This window comes from Buchnera sp. (in: enterobacteria) (assembly GCF_056343165.1).
In genome coordinates this window covers 1-12,807 of sequence record NZ_JBWHTS010000002.1, presented here as the reverse complement: position 1 = coordinate 12,807, position 12,807 = coordinate 1, and the positions used below count along the sequence as shown (strand labels likewise).

14 protein-coding genes are annotated in these 12,807 nt (G+C 24.3%); 11 read left to right on the top strand and 3 right to left on the bottom strand.

Features of this window, described 5'->3' with window-relative positions:
• The first annotated feature begins 309 nt into the window (after positions 1 to 309).
• The 10 genes from ACTP5B_RS01695 (at position 310) to ACTP5B_RS01650 (ending at position 7,374) form a co-directional block, all read left to right on the top strand.
• Positions 310 to 798: an ACP S-malonyltransferase gene (locus tag ACTP5B_RS01695; protein ID WP_464829450.1), complete on the top strand. Its 489-nt coding sequence runs from the start codon at positions 310 to 312 to the stop codon at positions 796 to 798.
• Positions 795 to 1,268 carry an ACP S-malonyltransferase gene (locus tag ACTP5B_RS01690; RefSeq protein WP_464829448.1) on the top strand — a complete coding sequence of 158 codons (474 nt, stop codon included), beginning with the start codon at positions 795 to 797 and terminating at the stop codon, positions 1,266 to 1,268. The genes ACTP5B_RS01695 and ACTP5B_RS01690 overlap by 4 nt, the downstream gene beginning before the upstream one ends.
• On the top strand, positions 1,255 to 1,989 hold the full coding sequence (gene fabG / locus ACTP5B_RS01685) for a 3-oxoacyl-[acyl-carrier-protein] reductase (RefSeq protein ID WP_464829446.1): 735 nt from the start codon (positions 1,255 to 1,257) through the stop codon (positions 1,987 to 1,989). The genes ACTP5B_RS01690 and fabG overlap by 14 nt, the downstream gene beginning before the upstream one ends.
• An 87-nt stretch (positions 1,990 to 2,076) precedes the next feature.
• On the top strand, positions 2,077 to 2,319 hold the full coding sequence (gene acpP / locus ACTP5B_RS01680) for an acyl carrier protein (protein ID WP_464829444.1): 243 nt from the start codon (positions 2,077 to 2,079) through the stop codon (positions 2,317 to 2,319).
• Between the two features lie 114 nt (positions 2,320 to 2,433).
• A complete protein-coding gene (gene tmk, locus ACTP5B_RS01675) occupies positions 2,434 to 3,072 on the top strand; it encodes a dTMP kinase (RefSeq protein WP_464829442.1) in 639 nt (212 codons plus the stop codon).
• 46 nt (positions 3,073 to 3,118) lie between these two features.
• Positions 3,119 to 4,051 carry a DNA polymerase III subunit delta' C-terminal domain-containing protein gene (locus ACTP5B_RS01670; protein WP_464829618.1) on the top strand — a complete coding sequence of 311 codons (933 nt, stop codon included), beginning with the start codon at positions 3,119 to 3,121 and terminating at the stop codon, positions 4,049 to 4,051.
• A 26-nt stretch (positions 4,052 to 4,077) separates the two neighbouring features.
• A complete protein-coding gene (locus ACTP5B_RS01665; protein WP_464829440.1) occupies positions 4,078 to 4,872 on the top strand; it encodes a TatD family hydrolase in 795 nt (264 codons plus the stop codon).
• Between the two features lie 95 nt (positions 4,873 to 4,967).
• Positions 4,968 to 6,401 (top strand): PTS glucose transporter subunit IIBC, encoded by a 1,434-nt coding sequence (ptsG, locus tag ACTP5B_RS01660; RefSeq protein WP_464829438.1) that lies wholly within the window; start codon positions 4,968 to 4,970, stop codon positions 6,399 to 6,401.
• Positions 6,402 to 6,419: 18 nt separating this feature from the next.
• Positions 6,420 to 6,764 carry a histidine triad nucleotide-binding protein gene (locus ACTP5B_RS01655; protein ID WP_464829437.1) on the top strand — a complete coding sequence of 115 codons (345 nt, stop codon included), beginning with the start codon at positions 6,420 to 6,422 and terminating at the stop codon, positions 6,762 to 6,764.
• 58 nt (positions 6,765 to 6,822) lie between these two features.
• Positions 6,823 to 7,374: a hypothetical protein gene (locus ACTP5B_RS01650; protein WP_464829436.1), complete on the top strand. Its 552-nt coding sequence runs from the start codon at positions 6,823 to 6,825 to the stop codon at positions 7,372 to 7,374.
• 259 nt (positions 7,375 to 7,633) lie between these two features.
• Here the strand turns inward: ACTP5B_RS01650 and ACTP5B_RS01645 are convergent, their stop codons facing one another.
• From ACTP5B_RS01645 to pncB, 3 genes are all read right to left on the bottom strand, one after another.
• Entirely contained in the window at positions 7,634 to 8,779 is a 1,146-nt protein-coding gene (locus ACTP5B_RS01645) for a porin (RefSeq protein ID WP_464829434.1), read from the bottom strand.
• Positions 8,780 to 8,918: 139 nt separating this feature from the next.
• Positions 8,919 to 10,319 (bottom strand): asparagine--tRNA ligase, encoded by a 1,401-nt coding sequence (gene asnS, locus ACTP5B_RS01640; RefSeq protein WP_464829433.1) that lies wholly within the window; start codon positions 10,317 to 10,319, stop codon positions 8,919 to 8,921.
• 177 nt (positions 10,320 to 10,496) lie between these two features.
• Positions 10,497 to 11,696 (bottom strand): nicotinate phosphoribosyltransferase, encoded by a 1,200-nt coding sequence (pncB, locus tag ACTP5B_RS01635; protein WP_464829431.1) that lies wholly within the window; start codon positions 11,694 to 11,696, stop codon positions 10,497 to 10,499.
• Between the two features lie 260 nt (positions 11,697 to 11,956).
• Here pncB and pyrD point away from each other — a divergent pair.
• The coding region (gene pyrD / locus ACTP5B_RS01630; protein ID WP_464829430.1) for a quinone-dependent dihydroorotate dehydrogenase at positions 11,957 to 12,807 on the top strand (851 nt) is incomplete at its 3' end.

The following is a 12,807-nucleotide window of genomic DNA, read 5'->3' as shown; positions in this document are numbered from 1 at the left end:
ATAGTATAAATATTAAATTTATTTAACTTATCAAAATATTTTATTTGATCAATAAAATTATTTATTAAAAATTTATTTTTTAAAAATAATATATATTTATGTTAAAAAAAAATTACAATTTAATATAAAAAATATATCAAACATTAACATTATAATTTTTATTCAAAACGTTTTAAAACATTAAACATATTTAATATTTATAAAAAATATATAATAAAAAATATTCGTATGAAATGATATTAATAAATAGATATAAAAATACTTAATAAGTATATTATAAGATTGTATTTTAAAAATAAGGTGATCATAATGACTTTGTTTGCAATGCTATTTCCAGGACAAGGTTCTCAATATGTTGGTATGTTATCTTCATTTTTCTATAAAACTAATCATATTTTTCAAAAAACTTTTAATGAAGCATCAGATCACCTACATTTTGATTTGTTTAAATTAATAAAAGAAGGACCTTCATTAAAATTAAATCAGAGTAAATATGCACAGGTAGCAATATTAACTTCATCAGTTTCAATCTATCGTTTTTGGAAAAATAAAAATGGAGCGGTTCCATCATTCATGTTAGGTCATAGCCTTGGTGAATATTCCGCATTGGTATGCTCGGATTCAATGAGATTTTCTGATGCATTGAAAATTGCTTTCTTGCGCGGTGAACTTATGCAGAAAATAAATATAAATAGACCTACTTTAATGCAAGCAATTATCGGTATAGATCAAAATAAAGTAGACACTGTGTGTTCAGAAATATCAAAAAAAAAAAAATTGTTTCCTTGGCAAGTGTGAACTCCCATAATCAAATTGTAATTTCAGGAGATGCATCTGCTGTAAGCGAAGCTAGTTTAATTTTTAAAAAATTAGGTGCTAAATATATATTTACACTTAATATTAATATACCTGCACATTCTAAATTAATGCAATCCGTATCTTATAAGCTAAAAAAAATTTTAAAAATTGTTACAATAAAACCACCAAAAGTCCCAATTATTAATAATGTTGATATCAAATCTGAAGTTAATCATAAAAAAATCAAAAACGCATTAGTTAGACAGATCTATAGCACTGTACGATGGAAAGAGATTATCGATTTTATAAAACTTAAAAAAAATTTTATAATGTTAGAAATAGGTCCTAATAAAATATTATCTAATTTAAATAAAGAAGATAAAAATATTATTTCATTTAGTACAAATAATTTAAAAAATTTTTTACTAGCTTTTAAAAAAATCAATAAAAAAAATAATGAAAAAAAATAAAAAAACTGCGTTAATAACAGGTGCAAATCGTGGAATAGGAAAAGCAATTGCAAAAAAACTCATAAAAAATGGAATTCAAGTAATTGGAACATCAACTACTGAAAATGGAGTAAAAAAAATTAATGGCTATTTAAAAAAAAATGGATTTGGTCTTATTTTGAACCTAAAAGATACTAATTCTATTACAGAAAAAATAAAATATATTTATAAAAAAAAATACTCTATTGACATATTAATTAATAACGCTGGTATTAAAGAAGATAATTTGCTAGTAAAAATGCAAAATCAAGAATGGGAAGATGTAATAAAAATTAATTTATCATCCATTTTTTATCTTATCAGATCTATTATTGGATCGATGATTCAAAAAAGACAAGGTAGAATTATCACTATTGGTTCGGTAATTGCTGATATAGGTAACAAAGGACAAAGTAATTATAGTGCTTCTAAATCAGGACTAGTGGGATTTCACAAATCATTAGCATTAGAAGTAGCATCGAAAGGTATTACCGTTAATATTGTTGCACCAGGTTTAATCGAAACTGATCTTACTAAGACATTAAATTTAACACAGTATAAAAATTTTTTATCTAATATACCGATGAAAAGAATAGGAAGACCAGAAGAAATAGCTGATGCTGTGATTTTTTTAGCTTCAAAACAAGCATCATATATAACTGGTCATACATTACATGTAAATGGTGGTATGTATATGATATAATATAAATTATTATTTTAAATATTTAAAATCATGTATTTTAAATAGTTAAAATATCAATTAATTTTGAAAATTAAGGAAATAATAAAAATGAAAAGTATTGAAGAACGTATAAAAAAAATTGTTATTGAAAAATTGAATATAAAAGAAGAAGATATTTTTAATAATGCATCGTTTATAGATGATCTGGGTGCGGATTCGCTTGATACAGTAGAACTAATTATGGCTTTAGAAGAAGAATTTAATATTGAAATATCAGACGAAGAAGCAGAAAAAATTAATACAATACAGCAATCTATTGATTTTATTAATAACTATTGTTCAATAAAATAAATAACTATTATATTTTTTACAAGATAAAAATAGAATATTTTTATAATTTTTAAAAATATAAATTTAATATAAACTAAACATTTTTGAAATTAGAGAGTAAATATTTTAAAAATAATGATAAAAAATAAATTTATTGTAATTGAAGGTCTAGAAGGTGCAGGTAAAACTCATGCATGTTTATGTGTTAAAAACATATTAAAAAAATATAGTATTAAAAATATACTATTAGTACGTCAACCTGGCAGTACACCTATTGCTGAAGATATAAGAAAATTAATAAAAAAAAAATTTAACACTGACAATCTTATTAAAGAAACTGAATTATTATTAATGTATGCAGCAAGAATACAACTAGTTGAAAAAAAAATAAAACCTGCACTAAAAAATGGAATGTGGGTTATTTCTGATCGTCATGATTTATCTTCACTAGCTTATCAAGGTGGAGGTTTAGGTATTAAAAAAACAATCATTTCTCAATTAAAATCTTTATTTTTACATAATTTTATTCCAGATTTAACTGTTTATTTAGATGTATCTCCAAAAATTGGTTTAGAAAGAGCATTAAAAAGAAATTCATTAGATTTAATTGAAAGCAGATCTTTAAAGTTTTTTAATAAAACTAGAAAATGTTATTTAAAAAATATCAAATTAGATAAAAAAACTATAATAATTAATGCTAATTTGAATATTAAAAAAGTAACTCAAGATATCACAAAAAAAATATTAAATTGGCTCAATGAACAAGTTATATGAAATTATATCCCTGGTTAATACAACCGTATAATAATATTATACAGCAATATCAAAAAAAAAAGCTCATCATGCGATTTTAATCAAAACGCAAAGAGGCATAGGAGTATCATTATTAATTAGGTTTATTAGTAAGTGGCTATTGTGTCTCAAACCGACAGGAATAAATTCCTGTAATAAATGTTACAGTTGTAAATTGATATCATCAAATACTCATCCAGATTTGCATCAGTTTAAAATTGAAAAAAATAATTTTTTTAGTATAGAAAATATAAGAGATATTAACCAAAAAATATTTAAATGCCCTCAACAAGGCGGATCTAAAGTCATCTTTTTATCAGATACTGAAAAACTAACAGAATCAGCAATAAATGCTTTTTTAAAAACGTTAGAAGAACCACCTAAAAAGACTTGGTTTTTTCTTGTCAATTATAAAAATTTAAATTTACATTCCACACTAAATAGCCGTTGTATTATCTATAAATTATTTACTCCAACAGAAAAAGATAGTTTAGAATGGTTAGAAAAAGAAAATATAAAAAAAAATAGATCATATTTAACAGCACTACGTATAAATCAAGGCTCTCCTTTATCTGCAAAAAAATTTATTAATAGTGAAATATGGCTAGAAAGAATAAATTTTTATGAATGTTTATACAATTCTATCAAAAATAAAAACTTATTAAAAATATTACCATTATTAAAAGAAAAAAATAGTACATTGAAAATTGATTGGATATGTTTTGTATTATTTGATGCTATTAAATTTAATTTTCATGAAAAAAAGAACTTAATCAATTCTGATCAAATAAAAATAATCAAATGGTTTTCTTGTAATTATAAAAACATCATTTTAGATATTAGCATTCGTAACTGGATGCACTGTAAAAATAGATTACTAAGCATACCTGGAATCAATTATGAATTATTGTTATTGGATCAATTACTTAGATGGGAAAAAATATTAGATTGTACATTATAAAATAAATTTTTATACGAGATAAAATTATGTTCTTCATTGACTCACATTGTCATCTTGATAGATTAAATTATAATTCATTACATAAAAATATAGATGATATATTAAAAAAATCTTATGCAAATGATGTAAAAAAATTTTTAACAGTTTCAACTTCTATAAATAATTTTTATACAATAAAAGAATTATTTAAAAAATATAAATTTATTTTTTATTCTTGTGGTATACATCCCTTAAATTGCAAAAAAACATTCGATGATTTTCATACATTAGAAAATTTATCGAATAAAATAAAAGAATTATCTTCTATAAAACGTGTAATAGCAATAGGTGAAACTGGTTTAGATTATTATTATTCATCTGACAATAAAAAAATACAACAAGATTTTTTCCGTGAACATATTAGAATTGCAGTAAAATTAAAAAAACCAATTATAGTACATTCACGAAATTCCATAGATGATACTATAAAAATATTAAAAGAAGAAAATGCAAATAAATGTACAGGAATATTACATTCTTTCACTGGGGATTCTAGTTCTGCATTTAAATTATTAGACATAGGTTTTTATCTTTCTTTTTCTGGATTAATTACTTTTAAAAATTCTGAAGAAATTTGTAAAACAATTAAAAAAATACCACTAGACCGTCTATTAATAGAAACAGATTCACCATATTTATCGCCATCTCCCTATCGAGGAAAAGAAAACGAACCCGCACATTTAATTTACATAGCAAAAAAAATTTCCTCTTTAAAAAAAATAGAAATAAATGCGCTTGCAAAAATCACAACAAATAATTTTCATACACTATTTCATTTATAATATTGTAATTAATCAAAATAATATTTTTCAGAAAATATAATATTTATTATTTATAATTGTTCTTAAAATTTTTATATACAATAAGGAATTTTCATATGTTTAAAAATGTGTTTGCAAACCTTCAAAAAGTTGGTAAATCACTTATGTTACCTGTTTCTGTATTACCTATTGCAGGGATACTTCTAGGCGTAGGATCTGCACGTTTTAGTTTATTACCAGATATTCTTTCTCAAATTATGGCTCAAACAGGAGGTTCTGTTTTTAGCAACATGCCATTAATTTTTGCAATTGGGGTGGCGCTAGGTTTTACTAAGAACGATGGTGTTGCAGCATTAGCTGCAGTTGTATCTTATAGCATTTTAATTCAGACATTAACTGCAGTTGAACCAATTATTTTACATACAACTATTGATGTTATAAAAAATCAACATCTTTCTGACACTGGTATATTAGGCGGAATTATCGCAGGTACAATTTCAGCTTATATGTTTAATAGATTTTATCGTATTCAATTACCTGAATATTTAGGTTTTTTCTCCGGAAAAAGATTTGTTCCTATTATTTCAGGATTATCTGCTATATTGATCGGAATATTATTATCTGTTATCTGGCCTCCAATTGGTCATGGAATTCAAATTTTTTCTGAATGGGCTGCATATCAAAATCCAATTCTTGCTTTCGCTCTATATGGATTAGTAGAAAGAGCACTCGTGCCATTTGGATTACATCATATCTGGAATGTTCCATTTCAAATGCAAATTGGAGAATACACTAATTCTATAGGACAAGTTTTTCACGGAGATATTGCAAGATATATGGCTGGTGATTCTACAGCCGGAAATTTATCAGGAGGTTTTATTTTTAAAATGTATGGTCTACCCGGTGCAGCTTTAGCAATTTGGCATGCAGCTAAAAAAGAAAATAAAAATAAAATCGGTAGTATTATGATTTCAGCGGCATTAACAGCTTTTTTAACTGGTATTACTGAACCAATTGAATTTTCATTCATTATTGTTGCTCCAGTACTGTATATTGTTCATTCCTTATTAGCAGGTCTATCTTTCCCATTATGTATTTTTTTAAATATGCGTGCAGGTACTAGTTTTTCACATGGTTTGATAGACTTTATAATATTGAGTGGAAATAGTAACCACATATTGCTTTTCCCAATTATTGGAATATTTTATGGATTATTATATTATATTTCATTTTATTTGTTAATTGTCAATTTCAATTTCAAAACACCAGGACGAGAAGATATAAAAAACAATATATTAGAAAAAAATAATAATGAAATTGCACCATATATTATTAATGCATTAGGCGGAAAAAACAACATTAAAAATCTAGATGCTTGTATTACTAGATTGAGAATTACAGTTCTAGAAATTTCAAAAGTCAATCAAAAAGATTTAAAAAATATTGGTGCTGCAGGAATGATAATTTCAGGTTCAGGGATACAAATTGTTTTTGGAACTAGATCTGAAAATATTAAAACAGAAATGGATGAATATATCAAGAAAACATAAAAATAAGGAATTTAAATTATGCAAGACGGTCTAATTTTTAAGAACATTATTAAGAAAAAAATACCAGCAGATATTGTTTATCAAGATGAAAAAGTCACTGCTTTTAAAGATATAAAACCAAAAGCACCTGTACATATATTAATTATACCAAATATTTTTATTGGATCATCAAATGATATTAATAAAAAAAATCAATCGATTATAGCGCATATGTTTTATATTGCTGTCAATATTGCAAAACAAAAAAATATTAGTCAAAAAGGATATCGAATTATTATTAATTGTAATGAAAATGGCGGTCAAGAGATCAATTATCTTCATATGCATTTATTAGGAGGGAGGAAACTCAAATCTTTTTCATGATTATTTTTTATTTTAAAATTCTTAAAATTGCATAATTTTTATAATATAAGGGTTAAATTTGAACAAATATTTATTATTTATAATGTTTGTTGTTTTTTTGATAAGTAGTTGTTCTTTTCATAATAAAATAGAAAAAAATATTATAAAAACAAAAAATTCAAGTTTTTTAACACCGCAATTAAATTTTATTCCCTTAAAATTTGATTCAGCTATAGAAAATATTATTTTAGAAATATTAAAATCTAATAATATAATTACTCTAAAAAAAACATTATTTTTTATCGATGTATTAGAAAATAATACAAGCATATTTATGGATACAGAAAAATTAACAAATTTAATAAAAAAAAAGTTTTCCCAAAAAAATAAAAAAATTTTTTTTGTTGAAAAAGAAATAATTAAAAAAATCAAAAAAAAATTAGGTATTTTAAATACAAAAAAAACATTAGATACTAGTACGGCACTTCTTTTATCTCGTAATAATAATATAAAATATTATCTTCGGGGTTCTATTTCTGGTAAAAATGAACCTTTTCTATTGAAAATAGAATTAATTCTAGTAAAAACAGGAGAGATAGTATTTATAAAACAACAAAAATTTTTTCAATAAAATAAAAAAACATGTTTAATCTGTTATTACACAGATATTACAGAATTCGCTATTAAAAAATATTTTATATAAGAAAAATATTTTATTTTTATTAAGAGTAGCCCTTTCTACTGAAATTTATATTATTCAATAATTAATGATTTTTTTAAATATAAAAATAGATTTCTCTATTTATACAACAGTAGAAAGTTCTAACTCTTAAATATTATTAATAAATTTAAATTATTTTCCAAATAAATATGTATACATTTTAACAAAATTAGAAGTGGTAAACTATTCCTGCACCAATAGTGTTATCCGCTATAACATTATTTGTCTTCATAAAATTATCATTCTTTAATAAATTAATTTTATAATTCATATATGTAGAAATATTTTTATTAAACTCATAACGAGTAGCAATATTAATTTGTTTCGCTAACTCTAAATCTTGATTACTGGATGAGTTTTTAATATTTGTATTTTGTCCTTTAGAATCCAAATAACTCAAAGAAGGATGAAATCCAGAATGAAAGTTATATTCTGCAATGGCTTCAATATTTTGTGTTCTATTGATATATGGTTGTTCGTCATTAGGTAAATTATTTTGACTAATAATATTATGGGCTGGTGTTAAATTATGTCCTTCACCATAAAAAGCTGCAATATATATATCATTAGCGTCATATTTAAAACCTAAACCATATGCTCCTACAGAAGGAAGTGTTTCATTTTGATTAATTTTATTGAATGCAGATCTTTGAGAAGAAAAAAAAGAACCAATAGCAGTAAGTCCAACATTACTTTCATATTTTAAAGAAGCACCCCAACCAGAACCATTTTGCTGACGTTCTTCTATATTTTTAGATTGATCTTGATATTGCAAGACAAAACTAACTCCGTCAACTAAACCAAAAATATTGCTATTTTTATAAGTAAGTAGACTGTTACTTCTGCCTATCATATAGTTATCATTATAAGAAAATACACTATTTTGATTAATATATGGCGTATGATGAGTTAATGATTGTACATCATGAAAAACACCATAATTACGACCATAATCTATCGAACCCCAATTTCCGTATTTGAAACCAGCATATCCCAAACGTATAGCATTAGATTGTTGTTTATTTAATAATTCTTCTGGTAAAGAAAGATTAGCTCTATATTCAATAGTAGCATAACTTATAAGTTCATCTGTAATATTCATTTCTCCTGAAAGACCTAAAATAGCATTTGTATCATCGTTATGAGATGTAATTTTAGTCGATAAGAAACTATGAGATAATTCATGATGAGGATTAATACTACCATATAATTCAAGTTTATTACCATTTTTATTAAATATCTCTAAAGCATTCACTCCATTACTAGCAGCTAATAAAATTGGTATTATAATTGCCAAAGATTTATGATTTGTCATAATTTTTTACATTACCTTTTAGTAAAAATAATTTAAATCAAGCATGAATATATTATTAGATAATATTGCTTTTTTGCATTCTGTATTCGTATGTAAATACTCAAATAAAAAAATTATTCAGTAAATATTGCATGTATAGTTAAAACTGCGCATTATTAACAGTGCGTGGAAATGGAATAAGATCTCTTATATTTTTCACTCCAGTAACATAAGAAATCAATCGTTCAAAACCCATCCCAAAACCTGAATGCGGGACCGTACCATATCGACGAAGATCTCGATACCACCAATAATCTTCTTTTTTTAATCCCAATTCTAATAAACGTTCATCTAAAATCGAAATGCGTTCTTCACGTTGAGAACCACCTATTAGTTCTCCAATATTAGGAACTAATAAATCTATTGCAGCAACTGTTTTTTTATCATCATTTAATCTCATATAAAAAGCTTTTAGTTCTTTAGGATAATTTTTTATTATTATTGGTATTTTAAAATACTTCTCTACAAGAAAACGTTCATGTTCAGAAGATAAGTCAATACCAAAAGAAACAGGTTGATTAAATTGAATTTTAGAGTTAATCAAAATATTCACAGCATCTATATAATTTATACGTATAAAATCTACTGATAATAATCCTTCTAAACGACTAACTATATTATGATCAATATAAATTTTGAGAAAATTAATATCAGACATACAACTCTTTAAAAGAGATTTACAAACATATTTTAACATATATTCAGCAAAATCTGATATATCATTTAAATCTGAAAAAGCTGACTCTACTTCTAGCATCCAAAATTCCGCTAAATGACGACTAGTATTAGAATTTTCAGCTCGAAAAGTAGGACCAAAGGTATAAACTTTAGATAAAGAAGAGGCATATGTTTCTAAATTCAATTGTCCCGAAACAGTTAAAAAAGATTCTTGTCCAAAAAAATCTTTTTTAAAATCAACGGATCCATCTTTATTTTTAGGAATATCATTCATGCTCAATGTCGAAACACGAAACATTTCTCCAGTACCTTCTGTATTTAAACTAGTTATAATAGGTGTAGGAACCCAGTAATAATTCTTTTTATAAAAAAAATGATGCAACGATTGAAATATATGATTTCTTATTCGAGTTATCACACCTATTAAATTTGTCCTAGATCTTAAATGTGCTACTCCCCTCAAATATTCTATACTATGTTTTTTAGCAGATATTGGATAAGTTTCTGGATTTTCAATCCAGCCTAAAACTTTGATTTTTTTTAACTTAATTTCATATTTTTGTTTATCTCCAATTGATAATATCAATATTCCAGTAAGCATAACAGAACATCCGATTGTCAAATGCAATATTTCTTCATAATAATTACATAAATTGTTATTTGCAATCACCTGTATCGAATCAATACATGAACCATCATAGACAGTAATAAAAGAAAAGCCAGATTTTGAGCTTCTGCGACTCCGCACCCATCCGCATACAGTAATAAAACTATTTACCATAATATCATCTTTATATATATCTGATATTGATACTGTATTCATAAAATCTGTCCTTTTATATTATTACTTATTTTGAAAAAATAAAATTTTATAGAAATAAATTTTTGAAAAACATTTTTATATTTTATCAATATTAGTATTGATTCACAAATTTTAAAAAATACTTTAAAAAATATTTATATATTTGCATGTTAATAAAACAAATAAACAATTTTTATTTTATCTATTTTTTAGCTGTACATTAAATACTTCACATAAATGTTTTAAGAAATTATGATCTAAACAAAATGTTTTTCCTGGGCTATCAGATATTTTAGCAACAGGTTTCCCATTGCATTCTACTAGCTTAATAACAATATTTAATGGTTTTATGTATGGAATATCACAAGTCAATTTCGTTCCTATCCCAAAAATCACATTAATTCTTTTATTAAATTTTTTATATAAAGATATAATATTATTAAAATTCAAATTATCAGAAAACAACAATGTTTTAGTGCAGGGATCAATTCCTAGTTTCTCATAATGATTAAGAGCTTTTTCAGCCCATTTGACAGGATCTCCTGAATCATGTCTAATACCTTGATAAGAAGAAGTAAAATATAAATTAAAATCTCGTAAAAAAGCGTCCATATTAATTGAATCTGTAAGAGCAATACTTAAATCATTCTTATATTGATATAACCATGTTTTCAATGCCAAAATCTGACTTTTTTTTAAATTTTTTACAATTTGCTGATGTGCTTGAAACCATTCATGAGCTTGTGTTCCTACTGGTTTTATTTTTAATATACGAGCTATATGGTAATTGCTAGAACCAATTAAAAAAGGAAAGCTACTTTTTAATCTTTTAATAACAGCATATTGTACATCATAAGAAAATCTTCTTCTTGTGCCAAAATCAACAATCTTCAAACGAGATAAATCTATATATTTCGTATCATCAGAAAATTTTATTAATTTGCTATCTAAATATTGCAAAGCAGATTTAAAAGTAATTTCTGGAGAAAAATTTCCATGAAAAACCTCGCTAATTAAAGCTAAAATCGGAACTTCCCATAGTATAACTTCCTTCCATAGTCCACTTATACGAATATGTAATTGACCATGATAATTTTTTATTTTTACTTGTGAAACATTATAACGAAATTTTCTTAACCAATGTAAATATTCTTTCTTAAAAAATGGAAAAGAACTAATATAGGCATATTCTTCATGACTCAAAGACAAAGAACTCATCATGCTAATTTGTTCTAATAAAATATTTGAATAACAACCTAGAAAATTATCTTCTCGACAAATAAATTCTGCAACTACATTTACATTTGAATAGTGATAAAAAACAGCTTGTTGCATATGAAGTTTATATGCATCAGTATCAAGCAATGTTTTCACTATTGGATAATCATATTGTTTCATAGTATTTTTGCTTTTTTATTCTACTATTTTTATATATTTTTTGTATACCATAACTATATGCAACAATCATAAAGAAAACTGAAATTAATAAAATAGAAAAATAAATATTTTTAAGTTCTTTTTTAAAAATATAACATAAATAAAAAAGTTATCAATTTTTCAAAAAATAATATATATAATAAAATTATTTTATTTATTTTTTTAGTAAAATTTTTTATTCTATTTTTTAGAATTTTATTCTATATAAAAAAGGGATTATAATGTTTTATTATTTCATTCGTAAACTGTTATTTTTAATAGAACCGGAAAAAGCTCATTTTTTAACACTAAAATATCTAAATACAAAAAATATTAAAATATTTAATTTTTTCTATCAAACTAGAATACCATCAAAAAAAATTAAATGCATGGGTCTAACTTTCAAAAATAAACTTGGCGCTGCAGCAGGAATAGATAAAAATGGAGAATATATAAATTCTTTATCAAAATTAGGATTCGGTTTTATTGAAGTGGGTACTGTTACTCCTTTACCTCAAATTGGAAATCCAAAGCCTAGAATTTTTCGAATAATTCCTACGGAAGCTATAATTAATAGAATGGGATTTAATAATTTAGGAATAGATAATTTGATCTATAATATAAAAAAATCTAATTTTAAGGGCATAATAGGTGTTAATATTGGAAAAAATAAAAATACCAGTATTGAAGATTCAGTTAATGATTATTTGATATGTATAGAAAAAATATATTGTTATGCAAGCTATATTGCAGTAAATATTTCATCACCTAATACTATAAATTTAAGAAAATTACAATACGGAGTTCTTTTAGAAAATTTGTTATACAAAATAAAAAAAAAACAAAAAGAACTTCATGAAAAACACCTAAAATATGTTCCTATAGCAATTAAAATTTCACCAGATCTATCAATGAAAGAAATAATTTATATTTCCAAACAATTGATCAAACATAGAATAGATGCAGTAATTGCAACTAATACAACGCTGGACCACTCATTAGTATCTGGATTAAAAAATAGTTTAGAAAAAGGAGGATTGAGTGGATTACCTTTACAAAAGAAAAGCACTGATATAATTTCAATATTATCAAA